General features: G+C 70.6%; 27 protein-coding genes. 13 read left to right on the top strand and 14 right to left on the bottom strand.

Annotation, left to right across the window (positions count from 1 at the left end; genetic code table 11):
- Positions 1 to 4: 4 nt before the first annotated feature.
- The 4 genes from ACTU3I_RS09050 to ACTU3I_RS09035 are packed head-to-tail and all read right to left on the bottom strand — an operon-like array spanning position 5 to position 3,906.
- A complete protein-coding gene (locus ACTU3I_RS09050) occupies positions 5 to 814 on the bottom strand; it encodes an ABC transporter ATP-binding protein (RefSeq protein WP_442925356.1) in 810 nt (269 codons plus the stop codon).
- Complete coding sequence (locus ACTU3I_RS09045; protein WP_442925355.1) at positions 811 to 1,836, bottom strand: FecCD family ABC transporter permease; 1,026 nt, start codon at positions 1,834 to 1,836, stop codon at positions 811 to 813. The genes ACTU3I_RS09050 and ACTU3I_RS09045 overlap by 4 nt, the downstream gene beginning before the upstream one ends.
- Positions 1,833 to 2,879, bottom strand: a complete 1,047-nt coding sequence (locus ACTU3I_RS09040; protein WP_442925354.1) for a FecCD family ABC transporter permease — start codon at positions 2,877 to 2,879, stop codon at positions 1,833 to 1,835. The genes ACTU3I_RS09045 and ACTU3I_RS09040 overlap by 4 nt, the downstream gene beginning before the upstream one ends.
- A gap of 7 nt (positions 2,880 to 2,886) precedes the next feature.
- The gene (locus ACTU3I_RS09035) at positions 2,887 to 3,906 is read right to left on the bottom strand and encodes an iron-siderophore ABC transporter substrate-binding protein (RefSeq protein WP_442925353.1); all 1,020 of its coding nucleotides are present in this window, start codon (positions 3,904 to 3,906) and stop codon (positions 2,887 to 2,889) included.
- Positions 3,907 to 4,090: 184 nt separating this feature from the next.
- On the opposite strand from ACTU3I_RS09035, the gene ACTU3I_RS09030 reads away from it, so the two are divergent.
- Positions 4,091 to 5,689: an ABC-F family ATP-binding cassette domain-containing protein gene (locus ACTU3I_RS09030; protein ID WP_442925352.1), complete on the top strand. Its 1,599-nt coding sequence runs from the start codon at positions 4,091 to 4,093 to the stop codon at positions 5,687 to 5,689.
- 6 nt (positions 5,690 to 5,695) lie between these two features.
- On the opposite strand, the gene ACTU3I_RS09025 is transcribed toward ACTU3I_RS09030, so the two are convergent.
- From ACTU3I_RS09025 to ACTU3I_RS09010, 4 genes are read right to left on the bottom strand one after another with little or no spacing between them, the layout of a single operon-like run.
- Positions 5,696 to 6,520, bottom strand: coding sequence for an SURF1 family cytochrome oxidase biogenesis protein (locus ACTU3I_RS09025; RefSeq protein ID WP_442925351.1), 825 nt, complete (start codon positions 6,518 to 6,520; stop codon positions 5,696 to 5,698).
- On the bottom strand, positions 6,517 to 6,717 hold the full coding sequence (locus tag ACTU3I_RS09020) for a hypothetical protein (protein ID WP_442925350.1): 201 nt from the start codon (positions 6,715 to 6,717) through the stop codon (positions 6,517 to 6,519). The genes ACTU3I_RS09025 and ACTU3I_RS09020 overlap by 4 nt, the downstream gene beginning before the upstream one ends.
- Positions 6,717 to 7,070: a DUF3099 domain-containing protein gene (locus tag ACTU3I_RS09015; RefSeq protein ID WP_442925349.1), complete on the bottom strand. Its 354-nt coding sequence runs from the start codon at positions 7,068 to 7,070 to the stop codon at positions 6,717 to 6,719. The genes ACTU3I_RS09020 and ACTU3I_RS09015 overlap by 1 nt, the downstream gene beginning before the upstream one ends.
- Before the next feature lie 40 nt (positions 7,071 to 7,110).
- Positions 7,111 to 7,602, bottom strand: a complete 492-nt coding sequence (locus ACTU3I_RS09010) for a DUF4190 domain-containing protein (RefSeq protein WP_442925348.1) — start codon at positions 7,600 to 7,602, stop codon at positions 7,111 to 7,113.
- Positions 7,603 to 7,719: 117 nt separating this feature from the next.
- Between ACTU3I_RS09010 and fabG the strand changes: the two genes are divergently transcribed.
- Complete coding sequence (gene fabG, locus ACTU3I_RS09005) at positions 7,720 to 8,430, top strand: 3-oxoacyl-ACP reductase FabG (RefSeq protein WP_442925347.1); 711 nt, start codon at positions 7,720 to 7,722, stop codon at positions 8,428 to 8,430.
- A gap of 7 nt (positions 8,431 to 8,437) precedes the next feature.
- Here the strand turns inward: fabG and ACTU3I_RS09000 are convergent, their stop codons facing one another.
- Positions 8,438 to 9,145, bottom strand: coding sequence for an alpha/beta fold hydrolase (locus ACTU3I_RS09000; RefSeq protein ID WP_442925346.1), 708 nt, complete (start codon positions 9,143 to 9,145; stop codon positions 8,438 to 8,440).
- A gap of 32 nt (positions 9,146 to 9,177) precedes the next feature.
- Complete coding sequence (gene serB / locus ACTU3I_RS08995) at positions 9,178 to 9,813, bottom strand: phosphoserine phosphatase SerB (protein ID WP_442925345.1); 636 nt, start codon at positions 9,811 to 9,813, stop codon at positions 9,178 to 9,180.
- A gap of 127 nt (positions 9,814 to 9,940) precedes the next feature.
- Between serB and ACTU3I_RS08990 the strand changes: the two genes are divergently transcribed.
- Together ACTU3I_RS08990 and ACTU3I_RS08985 are read left to right on the top strand one after the other, a co-directional pair.
- A complete protein-coding gene (locus ACTU3I_RS08990; RefSeq protein WP_442925344.1) occupies positions 9,941 to 10,414 on the top strand; it encodes an S-ribosylhomocysteine lyase in 474 nt (157 codons plus the stop codon).
- Positions 10,407 to 11,198, top strand: coding sequence for an SDR family NAD(P)-dependent oxidoreductase (locus ACTU3I_RS08985; RefSeq protein WP_442925343.1), 792 nt, complete (start codon positions 10,407 to 10,409; stop codon positions 11,196 to 11,198). The genes ACTU3I_RS08990 and ACTU3I_RS08985 overlap by 8 nt, the downstream gene beginning before the upstream one ends.
- Before the next feature lie 3 nt (positions 11,199 to 11,201).
- Here the strand turns inward: ACTU3I_RS08985 and ACTU3I_RS08980 are convergent, their stop codons facing one another.
- A complete protein-coding gene (locus ACTU3I_RS08980) occupies positions 11,202 to 12,446 on the bottom strand; it encodes a glucose-1-phosphate adenylyltransferase (RefSeq protein WP_442925342.1) in 1,245 nt (414 codons plus the stop codon).
- A gap of 76 nt (positions 12,447 to 12,522) precedes the next feature.
- Between ACTU3I_RS08980 and glgA the strand changes: the two genes are divergently transcribed.
- From glgA to ACTU3I_RS08965, 3 genes are all read left to right on the top strand, one after another.
- A complete protein-coding gene (glgA, locus tag ACTU3I_RS08975) occupies positions 12,523 to 13,737 on the top strand; it encodes a glycogen synthase (RefSeq protein ID WP_442925341.1) in 1,215 nt (404 codons plus the stop codon).
- A gap of 9 nt (positions 13,738 to 13,746) precedes the next feature.
- A complete protein-coding gene (locus tag ACTU3I_RS08970) occupies positions 13,747 to 14,532 on the top strand; it encodes an ABC transporter ATP-binding protein (RefSeq protein WP_442925340.1) in 786 nt (261 codons plus the stop codon).
- Between the two features lie 115 nt (positions 14,533 to 14,647).
- Complete coding sequence (locus ACTU3I_RS08965; RefSeq protein ID WP_442925339.1) at positions 14,648 to 14,899, top strand: type B 50S ribosomal protein L31; 252 nt, start codon at positions 14,648 to 14,650, stop codon at positions 14,897 to 14,899.
- Between the two features lie 61 nt (positions 14,900 to 14,960).
- Here ACTU3I_RS08965 and ACTU3I_RS08960 read toward each other — a convergent pair whose 3' ends face one another.
- On the bottom strand, positions 14,961 to 15,683 hold the full coding sequence (locus tag ACTU3I_RS08960) for an exonuclease domain-containing protein (RefSeq protein ID WP_442925338.1): 723 nt from the start codon (positions 15,681 to 15,683) through the stop codon (positions 14,961 to 14,963).
- A 70-nt stretch (positions 15,684 to 15,753) separates the two neighbouring features.
- Here ACTU3I_RS08960 and ACTU3I_RS08955 point away from each other — a divergent pair, with 70 nt between their 5' ends.
- Complete coding sequence (locus ACTU3I_RS08955; RefSeq protein ID WP_442925337.1) at positions 15,754 to 16,647, top strand: alpha/beta fold hydrolase; 894 nt, start codon at positions 15,754 to 15,756, stop codon at positions 16,645 to 16,647.
- Here the strand turns inward: ACTU3I_RS08955 and ACTU3I_RS08950 are convergent.
- Positions 16,607 to 17,170: a CGNR zinc finger domain-containing protein gene (locus ACTU3I_RS08950; protein ID WP_442925336.1), complete on the bottom strand. Its 564-nt coding sequence runs from the start codon at positions 17,168 to 17,170 to the stop codon at positions 16,607 to 16,609. The two genes, ACTU3I_RS08955 and ACTU3I_RS08950, sit on opposite strands and share 41 nt — an antisense overlap.
- 70 nt (positions 17,171 to 17,240) lie before the next feature.
- Here ACTU3I_RS08950 and ACTU3I_RS08945 point away from each other — a divergent pair, with 70 nt between their 5' ends.
- On the top strand, positions 17,241 to 18,215 hold the full coding sequence (locus ACTU3I_RS08945; RefSeq protein ID WP_442925335.1) for an EamA family transporter: 975 nt from the start codon (positions 17,241 to 17,243) through the stop codon (positions 18,213 to 18,215).
- Here ACTU3I_RS08945 and ACTU3I_RS08940 read toward each other — a convergent pair.
- Positions 18,187 to 18,660 carry an Lrp/AsnC family transcriptional regulator gene (locus ACTU3I_RS08940; RefSeq protein WP_442925334.1) on the bottom strand — a complete coding sequence of 158 codons (474 nt, stop codon included), beginning with the start codon at positions 18,658 to 18,660 and terminating at the stop codon, positions 18,187 to 18,189. The two genes, ACTU3I_RS08945 and ACTU3I_RS08940, sit on opposite strands and share 29 nt — an antisense overlap.
- A gap of 171 nt (positions 18,661 to 18,831) precedes the next feature.
- Between ACTU3I_RS08940 and pdhA the strand changes: the two genes are divergently transcribed.
- The 4 genes from pdhA to ACTU3I_RS08920 are packed head-to-tail and all read left to right on the top strand — an operon-like array spanning position 18,832 to position 23,892.
- Positions 18,832 to 19,965, top strand: coding sequence for a pyruvate dehydrogenase (acetyl-transferring) E1 component subunit alpha (pdhA, locus tag ACTU3I_RS08935; RefSeq protein WP_442925333.1), 1,134 nt, complete (start codon positions 18,832 to 18,834; stop codon positions 19,963 to 19,965).
- Positions 19,962 to 20,972, top strand: coding sequence for an alpha-ketoacid dehydrogenase subunit beta (locus tag ACTU3I_RS08930; protein WP_442925332.1), 1,011 nt, complete (start codon positions 19,962 to 19,964; stop codon positions 20,970 to 20,972). Before pdhA ends, ACTU3I_RS08930 begins: the two co-directional genes overlap by 4 nt.
- Positions 20,969 to 22,315 (top strand): dihydrolipoamide acetyltransferase family protein, encoded by a 1,347-nt coding sequence (locus tag ACTU3I_RS08925; RefSeq protein ID WP_442925331.1) that lies wholly within the window; start codon positions 20,969 to 20,971, stop codon positions 22,313 to 22,315. The genes ACTU3I_RS08930 and ACTU3I_RS08925 overlap by 4 nt, the downstream gene beginning before the upstream one ends.
- Positions 22,312 to 23,892 (top strand): acyl-CoA carboxylase subunit beta, encoded by a 1,581-nt coding sequence (locus ACTU3I_RS08920; RefSeq protein ID WP_442925330.1) that lies wholly within the window; start codon positions 22,312 to 22,314, stop codon positions 23,890 to 23,892. Before ACTU3I_RS08925 ends, ACTU3I_RS08920 begins: the two co-directional genes overlap by 4 nt.
- Positions 23,893 to 23,894: the final 2 nt, after the last annotated feature.

The following is a 23,894-nucleotide window of genomic DNA, read 5'->3' as shown; positions in this document are numbered from 1 at the left end:
GATCTCAGGATGCGGCCGCGGCGTGGTGGCGTCCGCGGGGGAGGACGAGGGGGGTGCCCGACACGGGGTCGGGGACGACGAGGGAGTCCAGCCCGAACACGTCGCGGATGAGGTCGCTCGTGATCACGTCGGTCGGCGCGCCCCCGGCGATGACGACGCCGTCCCGCAGGGCGAACACGTGATCGGCGTACCGGGCGGCCAGGTTGATGTCGTGGAGGACCATGACCGTCGTCGTGCCGCGGTCGCGGTTCAGATCGGTGAGGAGATCGAGGACCTCGATCTGGTGCGCGACGTCGAGGAAGGTGGTGGGTTCGTCCAGCAGCAGGATGTCGGTCTCCTGGGCGAGGGCCATCGCGATCCACACCCGCTGGCGCTGGCCGCCGGACAACTCGTCGACGCTGCGATCGGCGAGATCGGCGATCCCTGTCGCCTCCAAGGCCCCCGCCACGATCTCGTAGTCGCGGGCGCTCCAGCGGGACAGCGGCTTCTGGTGCGGGTGGCGTCCCCGCCCGACGAGATCAGCCACGGCGATGCCCTCGGGCGCCACCGGCCCCTGCGGCAGCAGACCGAGGATCCGTGCGACCTCGCGGGAGTGTCGAGAGTGCAGTGCCTTGCCGTCGAGGATCACCTCGCCGGACATCGGATGCAGCAGCCGGGCGAGCGCGCGCAGCAGCGTCGACTTGCCGCATCCGTTCGCCCCCACGATCGCGGTGATCCGGCCGGGAGGAACCGCGAGATCGAGGCTTTCGGCGATGACGCGGTCGCCGTAGGCGAGGGTGACCCTCTCCGCGGCGAGGGAGTGGGCGACGGTCACAGGGAGCCCCCCGATCGGTTGGTTCTCACGAGAAGGTAGACGAGATAGGGCGCGCCGAGGACGCCCGTGACGACACCGACCGGATACCGGTTGTCGAAGGCGAACTGGCCGAGCAGGTCGGCGGCGAGCACCAGGACGGCGCCGACGAGGGCGGAGGGCACCAGCAGCGAGGCGCCGGGGCCGACGATGCGGGCGGCGATCGGCCCCGACATGAAGGCGACGAAGGCGATGGGCCCCGCCGCCGCGGTCGCGAAGGCTAGCAGTGCGACGGCCCCGACGAGCAGCAGAACGCGCGTGCGGCCGACCGAGACGCCCAGAGCGCTGGCTGAGTCGTCTCCGAGACGCAGCACATTGAGGTCGCGGCCGGCGGCGACGAGCAGGGGGACGAGCACGATCATCGCGATCGAGAGCGGGACGATCGCCTGCCACGACGCGCCGTTGAGGCTGCCGGTGAGCCACTGCATGGCCGTCTGCAGGTCCCACGCCGCCGCTCGCGTGAGGACGTAGGTGACGACGCTGTCGAGCATGGCGGCCACGCCGATGCCGATGAGGATGAGGCGCGTTCCGGCGAACCCGCCGCGGTGCGACAGCAGGTAGATCGCGGCGGCCGTGACCAGCGCCCCGGCCAGTGCCAGGAACGACACCGCGGTCTGTCCGAGACCGAGGAGGATGATGCCGAACACGGCGGCGGCGCTCGCGCCAGAGCTGATGCCGATGATGTCGGGCGATGCCAGCGGGTTCCGCAGCATCGTCTGGAAGATGACGCCGGCCATGCCGAACGCGATCCCGGTGAGGACGGCCAGGGTCGCACGCGGCAGTCGCAACTCGCCGACCGTGAACGACGCGCCCGGCACCGTCTCGCCGAGGATGACCCGCAGGACATCGTCGATGCCGTAGAAGGTGCGCCCGACCATGAGGGTCGCGACGAAGAGGGCGAGCGCCAGAGCGGTCAGCACGAGAGTGACGGTCCCGCGCCGGCGGGCTCGGGCGCGGCGCCCGGCGATGACGACGGCGACGGTCACAGCTCGCGCACCTTCTGACGACGGACGATGGCGATGAACACGGGCGCGCCGATGAGAGCGGTGAGGATGCCCACCTCGATCTCGTTCGGCGGGGCGATCACGCGGCCCACGATGTCGGCGAGCACGAGGAGCGCGGCGCCGGCGAGGGCGCAGTAGGGAAGGAGCCACCGATGGTCGGTCCCCACCAGCAGCCGGCACAGATGCGGGATGACGAGACCGACGAAGGCGATCGGGCCGGCGATCGCCGTGGCCGCACCGCACAGGATCACCGCGCCGGCGGAGGCGAAGAGCCGCGTGCGCGCGACGTGCTCGCCGAGCCCGGTGGCCATGTCGTCCCCGAGGGCCAGCGAGTTCATGCCGCGGGCGGTGACGACGCAGATGACTGCCCCGACGGCGAGCACGGGGACGATGACGAGGATGCGATCCCACGTCGCCCCGCCGACGCCGCCGATCTGCCAGAAGCGGAAGGTCTCCAGCAGGTCGACGCGAGGCAAGAGGATCGCGCTGACCAGCGAGGTGAACGCCGCGGTGATGGCCGCACCAGCCAGCGCGAGCTTGAGCGGCGTCGCGCCGCCGCGACCCAGGGAGCCGACGGCATAGACGAAGACCGCGGCTGCCGCGGCTCCGGCGATCGCGAACGCCATATATGCGTACGGGCTCGAGATATCGAAGAACGCGATTCCGATGACGACCGCGAGGGCGGCGCCGCCGGAGACGCCGAGGATGCCGGGGTCGGCGAGCGGGTTCCGGGTGACGGCCTGCATCGTCATCCCGGAGAGCGCGAGGGCCGCTCCGATGAGAAGGGCGAGCACCGTGCGGGGGAGGCGGGCGATGACAGCCGCCTCGCCCACGCCGCCGGCGTGGCCGGTGAGCGCGTTCCCGATCTCCTCGAGCGACACGGGGCGCGTGCCGAACGCGACCGAGGCGACGACGAGGACGAGCACGACGAGGACCAGCACGCCGAGCCACAGCAGGCGCACCGCTGCCGGACGCCGCAGAGGTGCGGCGTCCGGCAGGGCGGCCTTCCGATCGAGAAGGGTCACGCGGATCTCAGCCGAGCGGCGCGGCCAGCACGGCGAGGTAGTCGCGGACGCCCCACGGGATGGACAGCGGCGTGGGGTTGGCCGACGCGGCGAGGGGTGTGCTGTCCTCGAGGATCGCGATGCGCCCTTCGGCGACCGCCGGGATCTGCGAGAGCAGCGGGTCGGCCTGCATCTGGGCGATGAGCTCGCCGTCGGGGTCGCCATAGGTCACGAAGACGTCCACGTCGGCGAACCGGTCGGCCTGCTCGGCGCTGACGGTCACATAGAAGTCCTCGGTGCCCGCGGACTCCTCCTCGACGACGGCGGGGAGGGGCAGGCCGTGATCGGCGAGGAACCCGGGGCGGGTGTCGTGGCTGGTGTAGAAGCCGATCTGGCTGAAGTCGCTCGGGTCGAGGTAGGCGAAGAGCGCCCTGGCCCCGTCGAGCTCCGGCTGGTCGGCCAGCGCGGCGTCGACCTCGGCGGTGAGCTCCTCGATGAGGGCGTCGCCCTCGTCGGCGAGGCCGATCGCCTGCGAGTTCAGCCGGATCATGTCCTCGTAGGAGGTGCCCCACGCCACCTCGGGGTAGGCGACGACCGGGGCGATCTTCGACAGCGTGTCGTACTCCTCCTGCGTGAGACCCGAGTAGGAGGCCAGGATCACGTCCGGCTCGGTGTCGGCGACGGCTTCGAAGTCGATGCCGTCTCCGCCGTCGAAGAGCACGGGTGTCTCGGCGCCGAGCTCCTCCAGCTTCTCCTCCACCCAGGGGAGGACGCCGTCACCGTCGTCATCGCCCCATGTCGCCTTCTCCATGCCCACCGGCACCACGCCGAGGGCGAGCGGCACCTCGTGATTCGCCCACGCCACCGTCGCCACGCGCTCGGGCTTCTCGGAGATCACCGTCTCGCCGAAGGCGTGCTCGATGGTGACGGGGAAGCCGTCGGCGCCGGCGGCGTCACCGCCTCCCGCCGAGGTCGCGGTGGAACAGCCGGTCAGAAGCAGGGCGGCTCCGGCCGCGAGTGCGGCGGCGGTGCGGATGCGTCGGGGCACAGGGAACTCCTCGGATGTTAGGTAAGGGTGGCCTTAGTTTAGGAGGATGCGCGCGGCGGGCGCGAATCGAATGTCTTGATGTCGAGAAAACCGCGCTCAGCCGGGCGGCAGGGTCGGCGATCTATACTGAGGGGCTGGCCATCGGCCGGACGACCTCCCACCTCCCGAACGAAGGACTTCCGCTGTGCTCGCCGTGCACGACCTCCAGATCCGCGTGGGCGCCCGCGTCCTCATGTCGGACGTGTCGTTCCGCGTGTCCGCCGGCGACAAGATCGGGCTGGTCGGCCGCAACGGCGCCGGCAAGACGACGCTGACGAAGGTCCTCGCCGGCGACCTGCTGCCGAGCGAGGGTCGCGTCGACCGGTCGGGGGAGCTCGGGTACCTTCCGCAGGATCCCCGTTCGGGCGACCCCGACATGCTCGCGCGCACCCGGATCCTCGACGCCCGCGGTCTGGGCACCCTCGCGCTGGGGATGCAGGAGGCCTCTGTCGAGATGGCCGACGACGACGTCGACGTGGCAGCGCGCGCGATGCGCCGCTACGGCAACCTCACCGAGCGGTTCGAAGCCCTCGGAGGGTACGCCGCGGAGGCGGAGGCGGCATCGATCGCCCACAACCTGGCGCTGCCCGACCGCATCCTCGATCAGCCGTTGCGCACCCTCTCGGGTGGTCAGCGCCGGCGCATCGAGCTGGCCCGCATCCTGTTCTCCGACGCCGGGACGATGATCCTCGACGAGCCGACCAATCACCTCGACGCCGACAGCGTCACGTGGTTGCGGGAGTTCCTGAAGGGCTACAAGGGCGGCCTGATCGTCATCAGTCACGACGTGGAGCTGGTCGGCGAGACGGTCAACCGGGTCTTCTACCTCGACGCCAACCGCCAGGTCATCGATGTCTACAACATGAACTGGAAGAACTATCTGCGCCAGCGCGTGGCCGACGAGGAGCGCCGCAAGAAGGAGCGCGCCAACGTCGAGAAGAAGGCCACCGCCCTCCAGCTGCAAGCCGCCCGCTTCGGAGCGAAGGCGTCGAAGGCGGCCGCCGCGCACCAGATGGTCGCGCGGGCCGAGAAGATGCTCTCCGGACTCGACGACGTCCGCCAGGAGGAGCGCGTCGCCAAGCTCCGCTTCCCCAAACCCGCGCCGTGCGGCAAGACGCCCCTCATGGCCCGGGGTCTGAGCAAGTCGTACGGATCGCTGGAGATCTTCACCGATGTCGACCTGGCCATCGACCGCGGGTCTCGCGTGGTGATCCTGGGGCTCAACGGCGCAGGGAAGACCACGCTGCTGCGGATCCTCGCCGGTGTCGATCGCGCCGACACCGGCATCATCGAGCCCGGCCACGGCCTGAAGATCGGCTACTACGCGCAGGAGCACGAGAACCTCGATGTGGGGCGATCGGTGCTTGAGAACATGATGTCGGCGGCACCGGACATCACCGCCACCGAAGCTCGAAAGGTGCTCGGGTCGTTCCTGTTCACCGGCGATGACGTGCTGAAGCCGGCCGGTGTGCTCTCGGGCGGGGAGAAGACCAGACTGTCGCTGGCGACCCTGGTGGTCTCCAGCGCGAACATGCTGCTTCTGGACGAGCCCACGAACAACCTCGACCCGGCCTCCCGCGAGGAGATCCTGGGGGCGCTGGCGCACTACGAGGGTGCTGTCGTGCTGGTCTCCCACGACGAAGGGGCGGTCGAGGCGCTCAACCCCGAGCGCGTGCTGATCCTCCCCGACGGGGTCGAGGACATCTGGGGTCGCGACTACGCCGACCTCGTCGCGCTGGCCTGAACGGCGCTACCGCGCATCCAGCAGCGCGTCCTCCTCTTCGGAGTCACGGTCGCGGCGACGCGCGCGCCGTGCCTGCCGCTCTTCGGCATCCTCCCGCGCGTACCGGCGCTCGGTGACGAGGATGTACGTGATGAAGGCGAACCCCATCACGGCGAAGAGGATCCACTGCACCGCGTACGACAGGTGGGGTCCGGGGTCGTCGGTCGGAGGATCGATCGCGCCGGGGAGGGTCGCCGGGGCGGGATCCTCGGTCACCATCAGCCCGTAGAAGCCGGGTTCGAGGGAATCCCCTGACGCGACAGCATCCGCCACCAGTCCGAGGTTGATCGTGGGCACCTGTCCGTCCGGCGCAGACCTCCCGGATCGCGGCGCTGCTTCCTCCGGGCGAAGACGCACGACCACCTCGGTCGCCCCGGCGGGCGGCGCGGGGATCTCATCGGGGAGGTCGCCTTCGCCGGGGGCCACCCATCCGCGGTCGACGAGAAGGGTGCGCCCGTCGTCGAGCCGGAAGGGCACGAGCACCTCGAACGCCGCCGTACCGCCGTGGGGGCGGTTGCGCACGAGAAGCTGCTCGTCCGTGAGGTACTCGCCCTCGAGGGCGACGGGGGTCCACTCGTCGGACGGGTCCAGATCGGCGCCGGCCGCCACGACGTCGGCGAGCGGTACGGGCTCGGCATCGTAGTTGGCCTCGACGAGGGCGAGCTGGCGCGCGCGCTCCTCGTTGCGCGTGAACTGCCAGTTCGAGAGGAACCCGCACGCGATGGCGAAGACGATGGCGATCGCCACGTAGACCGTCCACCGGAGCGCGGCCGGCGCCTCCCGGCGACTCATGAGGCGCTCTCCCGCTCGAGCGGGGCGACCTCGACGGGGAAGTCGCGGGCGGCGAGGAAGTCCCGGAGATATGCGACGTGCTCACCGCACGCCACCCACTCCTTGCGCCGATCGGCGGCGTGGATGCGGGGGTTGCGCCACACGATGCGCCAGCCGGCGTCGGCGCGGCATCCGGCGCGTGAGCATTCGACCGTCATCAGCGGTCCGTGTCGGGGCGGGGCGTCTCGCTGATCCGCAGAACGCGGGGTGGCTCTTCCGCGGGCTCGGGCGCGACGCGGGGCGCCTCGATCTGGCGGTCGGGGCTCTCGGCGACGGCGGGCCTGGTGTCCTCGCCGACGTTGGCGATCACGACCGCGAAGTAGGGGAGAACGACGGCGGCGGCGCCGAGGATCCACGTGTACCAGCCGTACGGGGTGATGAGCACCATCGCGATGAAGCACGCCACGCGGATCCCCATCGTGACCATGTACTTCGTGAACCGCGCGCCGGCATCCTCGCGCGGTGCGCGGGGAAGGGATGTCGCCGAGGGCGCGGAGTTCGGGGATTTCACGGTACCCCCAGCCTACGCCGGGGGAGCCGCGCGAGAGCGCTCAGGAGTAGCTGTATCCCGACGTCGCGATCACTCCGAAGATGAAGACGAACCACAGCACCACCAGCACGATGAGGATGATGCCGACGCCGATCCCGACCCATCCGAGGATGGTCCCCGTCAAGGCCAGTCCACGCCCCGCCTCACCGCTCGTCTTGAGCTGCTTGAGCGACATGTGCCCGGTGATCACCGCGACGACCGCGGCGATGACGGGCAGGATGACGAACGCGGCGATCCCGGCCACGAGCGACACGATCGCCAGCGTGTTGGTGCGAGGGCCGGCCGGATAGCCGTAGCCCTGGGGCGCGGCAGGCGCGGTCGGATAGGCCGGCGGCGGGTAGGCACCGGGCGCGGGCTGACCGTAGACCGGCGCTCCGCCGTAGGCGGGCGGCTGCGCGTACGCGGGCGGCTGCGGCGCGACGGGCTGCGGCACGTACGGCGGGGGTGCGCTCTGCTCGCCGGCGGGCTGCTGCGGGGTGGTGGGATCGCTCACGGGGTCTCTTCCTCCAGGACGTTCGCTCCAGGTTCCCAGCGCGCAGACGACGGTGTCAAACGCGCCGCGGGGGCGCTCGCCTAGGCTGAGGAGATCGCCCATCGAGATCGGAGCCCCATGTCGAGTGATCGCGTCGTCCTGGTCACCGGAGGAAACCGCGGCATCGGTCGCGCGATCGCGGAGCGCTTCGTCGCCCGGGGCTACCGTGTGGCCGTTACCGCTCGCTCCGGCGAGGGCCCGGAGGGAGCCCTCACCGTGCGCGCCGACGTGACGGATGCCGCGGCGGTGGATGCCGCCTTCAGCGAGGTCGAGGCAGCGCTCGGCCCGGTCGAGATCGTGGTCGCCAACGCCGGCGTGACGAAGGACACGCTGCTGCTGCGGATGACCGAGGACGACTTCGACTCCGTCGTGCACACGAACCTCGGCGGCGCGTTCCGCGTCGTCAAACGCGCCTCGAAGGGCATGCTCCGCGCACGCTGGGGGCGGGTCATCCTGATCTCCAGCGTCGTGGGCCTCTACGGCTCGCCCGGCCAGATCAACTACGCCTCGTCCAAGAGCGGTCTCGTCGGCTTCGCGCGCTCCCTCACGCGCGAGCTGGGCGGTCGCGGAATCACCGCCAACGTGGTGGCGCCCGGCTTCGTCGAGACCGACATGACGGCCGCGCTCTCGGAGGAGACGCAGGCGCAGTACAAGAACAGCATCCCGGCAGGCCGGTTCGCGACGGCGGACGAGGTCGCCGGCGTCGTCGCCTGGCTCGCATCGGATGACGCCGCCTATATCTCCGGCGCCGTCATCCCGGTCGACGGCGGCCTCGGCATGGGGCACTGACCCCGGGCTACGGCGACGGTTCCGATCGGATCGCCTCGACGATCGCCCGTCCGAGAGCAGCGGGCTGGGAGAACTGCGGCCAGTGGCCCGAGTCGAGGGCGACGATCTCGAGCTCTTCGACGGCGGCGAGATCTGCCGCCCAGGCGGGTGGGTTCGCGAGGATCCCCGACAGGTCCGCGACGGGCATCGTGCCGGTGAGCACCGTCGCCGGCACGCCGAAGCGGCGCGGGTCGGACAGCCGGATCGGGTCGGTGGGGACCCGCACGGGAACCGACAGCGCGCGAGACGCGGCATCCGCTCGCGTCGCCTCGTCCAGGTCGGCGATCTCGGGTTCCTCGAAGAACTCCCACCCGGGGAACGGGATCACGCCGTCGACGATCGGAAACTCCCAGATCGAGCCGCCGTCGGCGGGCGGGAAGGTGTCGACGAAGATCACCCGCGACACCCGGTCGGGCCGCGCGTCGGTCGCACCCCAGACGACGTTGCCGCCGCCGGAGTGCCCGACCAGGACCACCGGCTCGTCGATGCGATCGAGCTCGGCGACGACGGCGTCGACCCAGTCGGCGAACCCGATGTCCGCCGATCCGGACGCGGGGATCCCCGTGCCGGGCATCGTCAGCGGGTGCGGCGTGTGCCCCGCGGCTGCCAATTCAGGGACGACACCGTCCCACGTGGACGCGTCGAGCCACAGACCGGGAACGAGAAAGATGTGCATGTCGCGACGCTACCGGCCCCGACCGACATCGCTCACGGCAGGAGGGGGACGACCTCGCGGAGGTCGACGGCTCCGATGACGAGATCCGCGCCGTCCCGCACGGCGGGCTTGGCGTTGAAGGCCAGTCCGAGCGCCGCCGCACGCAGCATCGGCAGGTCGTTCGCGCCGTCCCCGATGGCCACCGTGCGGGCCGCCGGCACGGCATAGGTCTCCGCCCACTCCCGAAGCGTCGCCGCCTTGGCCGCGGCGTCGACGATCGCGCCGGACACCCGGCCGCTGAGCGCCCCGTCCGACACCTCCAGGCGATTGGCGCGCCACACGTCGACGCCGAGAGCGGGGGCGATCTCGTCCAGCACCTCGTGGAACCCACCGGAGACCACCCCGACGACGCCGCCGCGCTCGTGGACCGCCGCGATCAGCTCGCGCACACCGGGCGTCGGCTCGACCCTCGCGACCACCCGCGCGAAGGCGGAGAGCGGCACCCCGCGAAGCGCCTCGACCCGCCCGCGCAGGCTCTCGGCGAAATCCACCTCGCCGCGCATCGCCGCCTCCGTCGCCGCCGCGACCTCCGGTCCGCGACCGGCCTCGTCGGCGATCAGCTCGATGACCTCGTTGCGGATGAGGGTGGAGTCGGCATCGAGGACGACGAGGAGGGAAGCGTCGGGCACGGCCTCGACCCTAGCGCGCGTCGCACAGCGTCATGGACGGGCGCCGCCCGCCGTGCCCGCCTAGGCTCGGACAGTTGCGCCTGCACCACCGCGAAACCGGCACCACCGCAGAACCAAAGGAGTACCCATGGCCGACGTCGAGAGCTTCACCCTGGACCACACCGCCGTCCGAGCGCCGTACGTGCGTCTCATCGGGACGCAGACGGGTCCTCGCGGCGACGTGCTCTCGAACTTCGACGTGCGGCTCGTCCAGCCCAACGAGGGGGAGATCCCCACCGCCGGCATCCACACGCTCGAGCACATGCTCGCCAGCCTCCTGCGCGACCGGATGGACGGGCTCATCGACATCTCGCCGTTCGGCTGTCGCACCGGCTTCCACCTTCTCGCGTGGGGTGAGCCGGAGGTCGGAGTCCTCGTGACGAACCTGACCGAGAGCCTGCGCTTCATCGCGGACGACGCCGTCGAGGCCGACGTCCCCGGCGTCGACCTCTTCAGCTGCGGCAACTACCGCGACCACAGCCTGCACACGGCCCGCGAGTGGGCGAAGGTCGTCCTCGCCCAGGGCATCAGCCTCGACGCCTTCGAGCGGGTCGGTGTCTGAGGTCGGCTCCGCCGTCTTCCCCGACCTCGTCGGACGCGTCGTCCTCGTCACCGGGGGCGCGAGCGGGATCGGAGCGGGCGCGGTCGCGGCTTTCGCCGCTCAGGGGGCAGCCGTCGTCAACGCGGATCTCGTGCATCCCGCGGGCGGGCTGGCCCGCGGGCAGGACGGGGTGTGGGCTCTGCGGCTCGACGTGACGGACGAGAACGCCGTGGCGCAGGCCCTGGCCGACATCGCCGCGGAACTCGGCGTGGTCGACGTGCTCGTGCACGCCGCGGGAACCTCGACGATGGCCCACGCCGTCGAGACCACCGCCGCGGAGTGGGACGTCAACCTCGACGTCAACGCGAAGGGCTCGTTCCTCCTCGCCAAGCACGTCGCGCGCGGCCTGCGCGCCGCGAAGCGACCGGGGCGCATCATCCTCGTCGCCTCGCAGGCCGGTAAGAACGGGTACCGCGGGATGGTCGCGTACGTGGCGTCCAAGCATGCGGTACTCGGTCTCACGAAGACCATGGCCGTGGAACTGGCGCCCGATCGGATCCTCGTCAACGCGATCTGCCCGGGGATCATCGAGACGCCCATGAAGTGGCGAGAGCGCGAGGAGGGCGCGGTCGTCCGCGGGCTCACCGCATCCGCCATCGAGGCGGAGGACCGCTCTCAGGTCCCCCTGGGACGCACCGGCACGCCCGCCGACGTCGCGAGCGTGGCGCTGTTCCTCGCGAGCGATCTGGCGTCGTACCTGACGGGGCAGGGGATCAACGTCACCGGCGGGATGACGATGCACTGACGCTCACGCGTCGACGCGCACGCCCTTCCCCACCACCGTGATACCGGTGTCGGTGACCGTGAAACCGCGCGCGAGATCCCGCTCACGATCGACGCCGACCGTCGCGCCGGCGGCGAGGGTGACGTTCTTGTCGAGGATGGCGCGATGGATGCGTGCGCCGGCGCCGACCTGCACATAGTCGAACAGCACCGAGTCGGTGATGGTCGACCCGCCGCCGGCGAGGGTCCACGGCCCCACCACGCTCCGCTCCAGGTGCGTGCCCGACAGGACGGATCCGAGCGACACGATCGAGTCGATCGCGTTGCCGATCCGGCCGACGGAATCGCGGACGAACTTCGCCGGCGGCGAGTTCACGGTCTGCGAGAAGATCGGCCAGTCGGTGTTGTACAGGTTGAAGATCGGCAGCGTGGAGATCAGATCCATGTGGGCGTCGTAGAACGACTCGATCGTCCCGACGTCGCGCCAGTAAGCGCGGTCGCGCTCGGTCGATCCGGGAACGTCGTTGTCCTTGAAGTCGTAGACCGACGCCTCCCCGCGGCGCACGAAGTAGGGCACGATGTCACCGCCCATGTCGTGGTTCGACGTGGGGGACTCGCCGTCGACCTGAACGGCCTCGATGAGCGCATCCGCGTCGAAGATGTAGTTGCCCATTGATGCCAGCACCTCGTGCGGGGCATCGGCGAGACCCGTGGGGGTGGTCGGCTTCTCGAGGAAGTCGCGGATGCGCGTGGGGTCGGCGGGGTCGACGTCGATGACGCCGAACTGATTGGCGAGCGAGATCGGCTGGCGGATGCCGGCGACCGTCGCGCGGGAGCCGGAGGCGAGGTGCGCCTCGAGCATCTGCCCGAAGTCCATGCGGTAGACGTGGTCGGCGCCGATCACCATGACGATGTCGGGCTTCTCGTCGGTGAGGAGGTTCATCGACTGCAGGATCGCGTCGGCCGAGCCGGAGAACCAGCGCTTGCCCAGCCGCTGCTGCGCGGGGACCGAGGCCACGTACGAGCCCAGCATCGGCGACATGCGCCAGGTCTGCGAGATGTGGCGGTCGAGGCTGTGGGACTTGTACTGGGTCAGCACCACGAGCTGCCGCAGGCCCGAGTTGATGAGATTCGAGATGGCGAAGTCGATGAGGCGGTATTGACCGCCGAAGGGCACCGCCGGTTTGGCCCGGTCCGCGGTGAGCGGCATGAGGCGCTTCCCCTCGCCGCCCGCGAGGATGATTCCGAAGACTCTGGGCGCTGCTGGCATGGACCCACACTAGGGCGCGGCATCGGCGGTTCCTAGCCTCCCCACGAGCCTTGACAGCTGTACTACCGTTCGACTCATGCGCGTGGACATCGTCACGAAGGAGTACCCCCCGGAGATCTACGGGGGGGCGGGGGTGCACGTCACCGAACTGGTGCGGTCGCTGCGAACGCTCCGACAGGCTCAAGGGCCGGCGTGGGACGTGCGCGTGCGCGCCTTCGGCGCGGAGCGCGACGAAGAGGGGACCGCGTCGTACGCGGTTCCCGCCGAGCTCTCCGAAGCCAACGCGGCGATCCAGACCCTCGGCACCGACCTCGAGATCGTGGGCGACGTCGCGGGTGCCGACGTCGTGCACAGCCACACCTGGTACGCCAACTTCGCCGGCCATCTCGCGTCGCTTCTTCACGCGATCCCGCACGTCGTGACGGCGCACAGCCTCGAACCCCTCCGCCCGTGGAAGGCCGAGCAGCTCGGCGGGGGGTACGCGGTATCGAGCCACATCGAGAAGACCGCCTACGAGGGGGCCGCCGCGATCGTCGCGGTCAGCGCGGGGATGCGCGCCGACATCCTGCGGAGCTATCCGGCGCTGGACCCCGCCAAGGTGCACGTCATCTACAACGGCATCGACGCCGAGGCGTGGCATCCGGTCGAGGACCCCGAGTTCCTCGCCGCGAACGGCATCGACCCCGCTCGCCCCTCCGTCGTCTTCGTCGGGCGGATCACGCGGCAGAAGGGCTTGCCGTACCTCCTCCGCGCCGCCGAACAGCTGCCCGCGGAGGTGCAGCTCGTGCTGTGCGCCGGAGCCCCCGACACCCCGGAGATCCTCGCCGAGGTGGAGGAGCTCGTGCGCGGGCTCCAGGCCACTCGCGATGGCGTGGTCTGGATCGACCGGCTCCTTCCCCGGCACGAGCTGTGCGCGATCCTCACGGCGGCGACGACGTTCGTCTGCCCGTCGGTGTACGAGCCCCTCGGCATCGTGAACCTCGAAGCGATGGCGTGCGGCGCGGCGGTCGTCGGGACGGCCACGGGCGGCATCCCGGAGGTCGTGGTCGACGGCGAGACCGGCCGGCTCGTCCCGATCGAGCAGGTCCAGGACGGCACCGGCACCCCGGTCGACCCGCAGCGGTTCGTCGACGACCTCGCGCGCGTCCTCACCGAGGTCGTGAGCGACCCCGACCGCGCACGCGGCTACGGCGCGGCCGGACGACGCCGCGCTGTGGAGGACTTCGGGTGGGACCGGATCGCCGCGCAGACGGCCGCGCTGTACCGGAGTCTGGTCGAGTCCGGCCGATAGGCTGGGGACATGCCAGAGGTCCTCGAGTTCTCCGACGTCGTCGTCCGCCGGAACGCCCGCGACATCGTCGCTCACCTGGACTGGACGGTCGCCGACGACGAACGCTGGGTGATCCTCGGGCCCAACGGTGCCGGCAAGACCACGGTGCTGCAGCTGGCCGACACGCTCATGCATCCCACCTCCGGAACCGTGACGATCCTCGGCGAGCGGATGGGCCAGACCGACGTGTTCGAGCTGCGCCCGCGCATCGGCTTCGCGTCGTCGGCGATGGCCCGCCGCATCCCGCCGGAGGAGAGCGTGCTCAACGTCGTGCTGACCGCTGCGTACTCGGTCCTCGGCCGCTGGCGCGAGCGCTACGACGACATCGACGAGCGACGCGCGCTGCGGGTGCTGGGGGAGTGGCGCCTGGATCACCTCGCCGACCGCACCTTCGGCACGCTGTCGGACGGCGAGCAGAAGCGCGTCCTCATCGCGCGCGCCGTCATGACCGACCCCGAGCTGCTGCTGCTGGACGAGCCGACCGCGAGCCTGGACCTCGGTGGGCGCGAGGAGCTGTTAACGCTCCTGTCGGGCTACGCACAGGCGCCGACGACCCCCGCGATGATCATGGTGACTCACCACGTCGAGGAGATCCCGATCGGGTTCACCCATGTGCTGCTGCTGAAGGACGGGGACGCCGTCGCCGCCGGTCCTCTCGCCGAGACCCTCACCGCCGATAACCTCACCGAGACCTTCGGGGCGCCGATCTCGCTCGCGGAGGACGGCGGTCGCTACGCCGCGCGCGCCGCATCCTGAGCGCTGTTTCCCCGCGCGGGCGGGAGGCTGATAGAATCGCTCTTTGGTGCCGTGCGCACCCCAGACTTTGACCGTCCTGGCAAAACCCAGGGCACCACTTCTCAAAGGATCATCCATGAAGACTGACATCCACCCCGAGTACCGCGCTGTCGTGTTCCGCGACCTCGGCTCGGGTGAGACCTTCCTCACCCGTTCGACGGTGACCAGCGACAAGACGATCGAACTCGACGGCGTCGAGTACCCGGTCATCGATGTCGAGATCTCCTCCGCGTCGCACCCCTTCTACACGGGCAAGCAGCGCATCATGGACTCCGCCGGTCGCGTCGAGAAGTTCAACAAGCGCTTCAAGAACTTCGGCGGCAACTGAGCTCCGCTTTCCGAAGGCCCCGCTCCGGCGGGGCCTTCGTCTTTTCGAGCCCGCTACCGGATCAGCGGATGGGCCATCGGCCGTCGACGGTGTCGTCGGGGTCGATCCGACCCAGGCGCACGAAGTACTCGGTGAGGCTCTCGGCCTGCGCACGTGCCCATCCGATCTGCTTCGTGTGCAGCTCCTCGAGCGTGACAGGAAGCCAAGCGGCGAACCGCTCGGCCAGCGCGAGGGCGACCCGGCCCGCGGCTACCGCGTCGGCGGCTGCCTCGTGGGCGCCGTCGAGGCGAACCGCATAATGCTCCGCGACCACCGACAGCGTGCGCTTGCCTCGGCGGTAGCGGTCGTAACGCTTGTCGACGACGAGCGGGTCGATGACGGGCGAAGGGGATGCGAGCGGCGCGACGCCGTGACGGAGCGCCTCGTGCTTCAGGAGCGAGAAATCGTACGGCGCGTTGTAGGCCACCACCGGGATGCCGGCGGCGAAGATCCCCGCGAGTGCCTCGACGACCTCCGACACGACCGCCGCCGCCTTCCGGCCGTGCTCCCGCGCGTACGTCGTCGAGATGCCGTGGATGGCCGAAGCCCCCTCGGGGATCGGGACGCCGGGATCGGCGATCCAGTCACGCGCCGTGAGGACTCCGCCGTCGGCGTCGAGCACGCCCACGTGCGCCGTCACGATGCGGTCGCGCGTCACGTCGACGCCGGTCGTCTCGAGGTCGAACACCCCGACGACGCGCGCCCACTCCGGAGCCTCGAACATCGCCAGCGGCTCCTGCCTCATGCTGCACACCGTAGGGTGGGGAGCCGACATCGTGCGGGAGGCACTCCGCCGGCGCTCGTAGACTCGGAGCGTGCCGAACCCCTATGCCGCGCTGCTCGAGCGCATCCCGCTCGAACGCCGTGAGGTGGACGTGCTCGGCGCCCCGACGGCCTACTGGGTCTACGGCGATGCCGACGCCGTCACGACGATCGTCGCCGTGCACGGATTCCGCGGCGAGCACCACGGTCTCGAACCGGTCGTCGCCTACCTCCCCGGGGTCCGGGTCGTCTCACCCGACCTCCCGGGATTCGGCGAGTCGGGCCCGGTGCCGGGCCGCACACACGATCTCGCGCTGTACGCCGAGTGGCTCACCGCCTTCGCCGGCGAGGTGGCGCCGGGTGCGGTCATCCTCGGGCACTCGTTCGGGTCGATCGTCGCGTCCGCGGCCGTCGCGGGAGGTCTCGACACCCCCGCGCTCATCCTCGTGAACCCGATCGGGGCTCCGGCGCTGGAGGGGCCCCGCGGCCTGCTGACGCGCCTCGCGGTGTTCTACTATTGGGCGGGTGCCCGCCTTCCGCGCGCTGCCGGCGATGCGGTCCTGCGCAACCCGGCGATCGTCCGTGCCATGAGCGTTGCGATGGCGAAGACCCGCGACCGCTCACTCCGCCGCTTCGTGCACGAGCAGCACGACACCTACTTCTCGCGTTTCGCCGACCGCGACGTGCTTCACGAGGCGTTCGTCACCTCGGTCTCGCACGACGTGCGAGAGTTCGCGCCGCGGATCGCGCAGCCGGTGCTGCTGGTCGCCGCGCAGAAGGACGACATCACCCCGATCGAGGCCGAGCGGCATCTCGCGACGCTCTTCCCCCGCGCGCAGCTCGTCGAGATCGCCGACGTCGGCCATCTCATCCACTACGAGACGCCCGATCAGGCCGCCGCAGCGATCAGGCGATTTCTTGCGCCTTCCGACGTCGATACGCGTTGACGTTCATGCGGTTGCCGCAGTTGCCCGTGTCGCAGTAGCGCTTCGAGCCGTTGCGTGAATAGTCGATGTACACCGACTCGCAGTCATCCGCCGCGCACACCCGCACACGGTCGTACTCGTCCGCGCGGATGACGTCGATGAAGGCCATCGCGGTCTCCACGAGGATGCGGACGTGCAGTGGCGCATCGTCGTCGGTCGCGTGGATGTGCCACTCCTCGAAACCGGCGTGGGTGACGAGTTGGGGGAGCGCGTTGCCGTCGGCGAGCATGCCGTTCACCAGCGGCACGGCGGCATCCCGATCGACGGTCCACAGCTCGTGCAGGCGCGGGCGGATGCTGCGGACCTGGGCGAGCTCTTCGGCGTCGCGTTGCACGCGACCGCTGTAGGGCTGCGAGTCGAGGAAGACGCCGAACTCGCCGAGCGTGCTCATCCGGTCGACCCGGTCGGAGGAGGTCTCGGGCAGCGTGTTGACCAGATCGACGGCAGCGTTCAGGGACAGCTGCGTGTCATGGATGAAAACCATGTTGACTCCTGACTTCGCCGTACCGTAGTGTCACCAGTGTAATGACTTGACACTCCTGACAGGCCGGCGCATGACCAGCACCCTCATCCTCCCCGACGTGACGCGCGTGCGCACGTCCGGCATCGTCATCGGCCTCGCGTCGGCGTTGTCCTTCGCCTCGAGCGGTCCGGTGATGAAGCCGCTGCTGGAGGCGGGGTGGTCGGTCGGCGCCGCGCTGCTGCTGCGGATGGGCGGGGCAGCGCTCCTGCTCTCGCCGTGGCTTATCCGTGCCCTCATGCGCGATCGCACGCTGCTGCGCCGTCACGGCCTGCTCCTCCTGGGATTCGGTCTCACCGGCGTCGCCGGATGTCAGCTGTTCTTCTTCTCCGCCATGCAGCGGATGCCGGTGGCGATCGCGCTCCTCGTGCAGTACATCGCGCCCGTGCTGCTGGTCGGCTGGGTGTGGGCGCGCACGCGGCGTCGCCCGTCGGCTGTCGTGCTGATCGGCACCGCCGTCTCGCTGGCGGGGCTGGTGCTCGTGATCGACCTCACCGGCGCCTCGTTCGACCTGCTGGGGATGCTCCTGGCGCTCGGTGCCGCAGTGTGCCTCGCCGCCTACTTCGTGATCGCCGAGCGCACCACCGACACCATGCCCCCGCTGGCCCTCGCCGCGGGCGGCCTCGTGGTCGGAGCAGCGCTGATGGGTGTCCTCTGCCTCCTCGGGGTTCTGCCGTTCGTCGCGCCGGCGGTGTCGACCGACGTGCTCGGTGCGGCCGTGCCGTGGTTCGTCTCCGTCGCCTGGGTCGTGGTCGTCGCGACCACGCTCGGCTACGGTCTGGGAGTTCTGGCGGTTCCGCGGATCGGTGCGCGACTGGCGTCGTTCGTCGGCCTCACCGAGGTGCTCTTCGCGGTGCTGTTCGCGTGGCTGCTCCTGGGGGAGGCGCCCACCCTCATCCAGGCGGTGGGCAGCGTGCTCGTCCTCGCAGGCGTCATCCTGGTGCGTGCCGATCCCGCCGTCGCTCCGCAGGGCGAGGCGGCTATCGTTCCCGTCGTGCCAGCTCCATGAGCGGCCCCACGCGGTACGGGATCATCTCGCGCATGACCAGAGACGTCTCGGTGCGCTCGACGCCGTCCACGGCGAGGATGCGGGCGTCCACGTCGAACAGGTGGCGGGTGTCGCGGCAGGCGACGCGCACCACCAGGTCGATCGTGCCGCTCATCCCGTGCGCCTGCACGATCTCGGGGATCTGTTCCAGATCCGTCCGGATGCGGGGGAGATCCGCCTGGCGCACGGTGACATGCACGAACGCCTCGATGGGGAATCCCAGCGCGGCGGGTGACAGCGCGCGCTCGTACGACAGCAGCACGTCAGACCGCTCCAGGCGAGCCATGCGCGCCTGGACGGTGTTGCGCGACATCCCCAAGCGATCGGCGAGCGCGACGACCGTGGCGCGGGGATCGTCCGCGAGGGCACGGAGCAGGTCGAGGTCGACGGAGTCCAGACGAGACATGATGCGCAACTCTAGCAGTTAGGGCGCACGAAAGTAGAGCAACATGCTCAACCATTTCTTCAATGGTTGAGCTAGGTGCGCTGCCGTCGTACGGTGGGCGCTGTCGGCGAGGTCGCCGGCATCCGGACGCTCGCAGCCTTCCGAGGGGCGGGCCGACCTGGAGGTCAGACGATGGTGCCCACCCCCGCATCCGCCGCGACGGTTCACCCCGCCGCGGTCGCCGCAGACGAGTTCGCGCAAGTGCTCACCGCCGAGGGAGATCGCGTCGCGGACGCTGTGCTGGACCCGTTCCTCGCCGACCTGCAGCCGGCGGATCTCCTCGGGCTCTACCGCGACATGGCGCTCACCCGCCGCGTCGATGCGGAGGGTTTCGCGCTCCAGCGCCAGGGGCAGCTCGGGCTGTGGCCGCCGTGCCGCGGGCAGGAGGGCGTGCAGATCGGCACGACCCACGCGCTGCGGCCGACCGACATGATCTTTCCCAGCTACCGCGAGACGGGCGTGGTCCTTGCCCGCGGCGCCGAGCCGTCGGACTTCGTGCTGACCTGGCGCGGTGAGGAGCACGCGGCCTACGACCCCTCCCGCCTGCACATGGCGCCGATGCAGGTCATCATCGGCGCGCAGACGCTCCACGCGACCGGCTACGCGATGGGGATCCAGCGCGACCGCTCCGACGAACTGGCCGTGGCGTACTTCGGCGACGGCGCGACCAGTCAGGGCGATGTGAACGAGGCGATGGTGTTCGCGGCGACTTACCGGGCACCGGTCGTGTTCGTGTGCTCCAACAACCAGTGGGCCATCTCCGAGCCGGTCGGGCTGCAGTCGCGGCTTCCGCTCGCGGGGCGGGCACCGGCCTTCGGCATCCCGAGCCTTCGCATCGACGGCAATGACGTCCTCGCCTCGTTCGCCGCCATGCGGTGGGCCGCCGAGCGTGCCCGCCGTGGCGAGGGCCCCTCCTACATCGAAGCCGTGACGTACCGGATGGGACCGCACACGACCGCCGACGACCCCACGCGCTACCGCGACGCGGCAGAGCTCGAAGCATGGGAACGGCGCGATCCGATCACGCGCTTCGAGACATACCTCCGTGCGCAGGGCATCCTCGACGACGCCGCCGCGAGCGAGATCGCCGCGGCCGCGGGTGATCTGGCCGCGGCAGTCCGCGCCGCGTGCATCTCCGCGCCGACGCGCTCGGCCGAGTCGATCTTCGAGACGGTGTACGCCGAGCCCCACTCGGGGCTCGAGGAGGAGCGACGCGCGTACGCGGCCTACCTGGACAGCTTCGTCGAAGCGGAGGAGAAGTCATGACCAAGCTCTCACTCGCGCAGTCCGTGAACGCGGGCCTGCGCACCGCGATGGAAGACGACCCGCGTGTCGTCCTCCTCGGCGAGGACATCGGCCGCCTCGGCGGCGTCTTCCGCGTGACCGACGGGCTCCTCGATCGGTTCGGCGCCGAGCGGGTCATCGACACACCGCTGGCCGAGGCCGGCATCGTCGGCACCGCCGTCGGCCTGGCCTACCGCGGCTACCGGCCCGTCGTGGAGATCCAGTTCGACGGCTTCGTGTACCCCGCGTTCGACCAGATCGTCTGTCAGGTCGCCAAGCTCCACTACCGCACCCGCGGCGCGGTGAAGATGCCGCTGACCATCCGCATCCCGTGGGGCGGCGGCATCGGGGCGGCCGAGCACCATTCGGAATCTCCCGAGGCCTACTTCGTGCACACGGCCGGCCTCCGGGTCGTCGCCGCCTCCGACCCCCGTGACGCCTACGTGCTGCTGCGGCAGGCGATCGCGAGCGATGACCCCGTGGTGTTCTTCGAGCCCAAGCGGCTCTACCACACCAAGGCCGACGTCGATCTCGACCGCGACCTCGCCGACGAGCCGCCGATGGGCGTGGCACGTGTGGTCCGGGAGGGCACCGACGTCACGCTGGTGACCTACGGCGCGCAGGTGGGGACCGCACTGGATGCGGCGACAGCCGCCGAGGACGAGGGCGTGTCGATCGAGGTGATCGACCTGCGCTCGCTCTCGCCCGTCGACTATCGCACCGTCGCCGCCTCCGTCCGCAAGACCGGACGCGCGATCGTCACGCACGAGGCCGCGCGCGAGGCCGGCGTGGGCGCCGAGATCGTCGCGAGCATCGCCGAGCGCTGCTTCGAGTACCTCGAGGCCGCGCCCGTGCGCGTCACCGGCCACGACGTCCCGTATCCGCCGGCCAAGCTCGAGCGGCATTTCCTTCCCGACCTCGACCGCATCCTCGACGCCGTCGATCGGGTGACCGGTCGCGCATCCACCCTCGCGGAGGCACAGCGATGATCCAGGAGTTCCGCCTTCCCGACCTCGGCGAGGGACTGACCGACGCCGAGCTCGTGCAGTGGCTCGTCGCCGAGGGCGATACTGTCGCCCTCAACCAGACGCTCGCCGAGGTCGAGACCGCCAAGGCCGTCGTCGAGCTGCCCTCGCCGTTCGCGGGCGCGATCCACCAGCTCCACGCCGCCGCCGGCGACACCGTCGATGTGGGTGCGCCGCTGGTGACCTTCGCGCTCGACGGCGGCGAGGCGGCGTCACCCGAGCCGGCTGCGCCGGAGCCGGACACCGCGCCGGAGCCGGTCGACGCGCCGGAGCCCGTCGCCGACTCCGAGCCGACCGACGCCGTGTCGGCGGCGCCGCGGCGAGAGGCGACCCTGGTCGGCTACGGCGCGGTGGGTCGATCGGGGGCGCGTCCGCAGCGACGTGCCCGACGTTCTCCCACAGCGCCGCTCGCGACCCCGCCCCCTCTCGACGGCGAGCGCGAGCGTCCGCGCTCGACGCCGCCGGTGCGCCGCCTCGCCAAGACGCTCGGCGTCGATCTCGACGCCATCGCGGTGAACGGCCGCCCCATCACACGGGCCGACGTCGAAGCCGCGGCGCTCCCGCAGCCCGCGGCCACGGCTCGGGCCTCGGCGGCAGCCAACGCTCAGCGTGTGACGCGGCATCCGATCCGCGGCATCCGCAAGCACACCGCCGCGGCGATGGTGCGAAGCGCCTTCACCGCACCGCACGCCGCGACATTCGTCACCGTCGACGTCACCGAGACGCGGCAGCTGCTCGAATCGCTGTCGAGAGACAAGGCACTGGCCGGGCACCGGCTCGGGATCCTCGCCGTCACCGCGAAGGCCGTCTGTCTGGCCCTGCGTCGCACGCCGTTCCTCGGAGCGCGGTGGGACGAGGAGGGCGGGGAGATCGTCGAGCCGTCGTACGTGAACCTCGGGATCGCCGTGGCCACCGACCGCGGCCTCATGGTCCCGAACGTGCCGGACGCCGACGCGATGTCGCTGGTGGAACTCGCGGACGCGATCGGCGAGATCGCCGGCGCGGCCCGCGGCGGCACGATCTCACCCGCGCAGCTGACCGGCGGCACTTTCACGATCACCAACGTCGGCGTGTTCGGGGTCGACGGCGGCACGCCGATCCTGAACCCGGGGGAGTCCGGCATCCTGGCCCTCGGAGCCATCCGCCGTCAGCCGTGGGAGCACCACGGCGAGATCGCCCTCCGCGACGTCACCACCCTCACGCTGTCGTTCGACCACCGCGTCGTCGACGGCGCGGAGGCCGCCCGCTTCCTCACCGACGTCGCTGGGGTGCTCCGTGAGCCCGGCCGCGCCATGCTTCTGGGATGACCATGTACGACACGATCCACTCCGCACCCACGCAGGCCGACCTCGCCGAGCGCCTGCGTGCGCGGCTCGCCGAGGTCGCCCTCGGCGGACCGGAGAGCTCACGACAGCGCCACATCGGCCGCGGCAAGCTGCTGGCTCGCGACCGCATCGCACGCCTGCTCGACGAGGGGAGCCCCTTCCTGGAGATCGCGCCGCTGGCCGCCGACGGGATGTACGACGGCGACGCTCCGGGGGCGGGGATCGTCGCGGGCGTCGGGCTCGTGCACGGGCGTCACGTCCTGGTGATCGCCAACGACGCCACCGTCAAGGGCGGCGCGTACTTCCCGCTGACGGTGAAGAAGCACGTGCGTGCCCAGCAGGTCGCGATCGACAACTCTCTCCCGTGCGTCTACCTCGTGGACTCCGCGGGCGCCTTCCTCCCGATGCAGGACGAGATCTTCCCCGACCGCGACCACTTCGGCCGCATCTTCAGCAACCAGGCGAAGCTGTCGGCCGCCGGCGTCGCGCAGATCGCCGCGGTGCTCGGGTCGTGCACCGCGGGCGGCGCGTATGTGCCCGCCATGAGCGATGAGACCGTCATCGTGCGCAATCAGGGCACGATCTTCCTCGGCGGCCCGCCGCTGGTGAAGGCGGCGATCGGCGAGACGGTGAGTGCGGAGGACCTCGGCGGGGGAGAGGTGCACGCCCGCCGCTCGGGCGTCGTGGACCACCTGGCCGAGAACGACGAGCACGCTCTCGAGATCGTCCGAGACATCGTCGCGACACTGCCTGCACCTCGATCCCGCGCGTGGGATGTCCTCGACACCGTCGCGCCGGCTGCCGATCCGCGGACGCTGTACGACGTCGTCCCCGTCGACGTCTCGCGTCCCTACGACGCGCGCGAGGTGATCGACCGCATCGTCGACGGCGGCTCGGTGCACGAGTTCAAGCGCGAGTACGCCACCACCATCGTCACCGCGTTCGCCCGCATCCACGGTCATCCGGTCGGCGTGATCGCCAACAACGGGGTGCTCTTCAGTGAGTCGGCGCTCAAGGCGACGCACTTCATCGAGTTGTGCGATCAGCGCGGGATCCCGCTGCTGTTCCTGCAGAACATCTCGGGCTTCATGGTCGGCCGCGACGCGGAGACGGGTGGCATCGCGAAAGACGGCGCCAAGATGGTCACGGCCGTGGCGACCACCCGCGTCCCGAAGCTGACCGTGATCGTGGGCGGATCGTATGGCGCCGGCAACTACGCGATGTGCGGCCGCGCGTACGATCCCCGGTTCCTGTGGACCTGGCCGGCGAGCCGCATCTCCGTGATGGGCGGACCGCAGGCGGCCGCCGTGCTGGCCACGGTCAAGCGCGATCAGCTCGATGCTCGCGGCGAGGAATGGGCCGCCGAAGACGAGGAGGCGTTCCGTGCGCCGATCCGCGAGCGCTACGAGACCCAGGGCGACCCGTACTACGCCACCGCGCGTATCTGGGATGACGGGATCCTCGATCCCGCAGACACCCGCGACGTGCTGGGGATGGCCCTCGAGGTCCTCTCCCACCAGCCGTTGCCCGACCTGCGCTTCGGCGTCTTCCGGATGTGAGC

This window comes from Microbacterium sp. RD1 (assembly GCF_052220165.1).
Taxonomy (GTDB): Bacteria; Actinomycetota; Actinomycetes; order Actinomycetales; family Microbacteriaceae; genus Microbacterium.
This window is presented reverse-complemented; position numbering and strand designations above follow the sequence as displayed.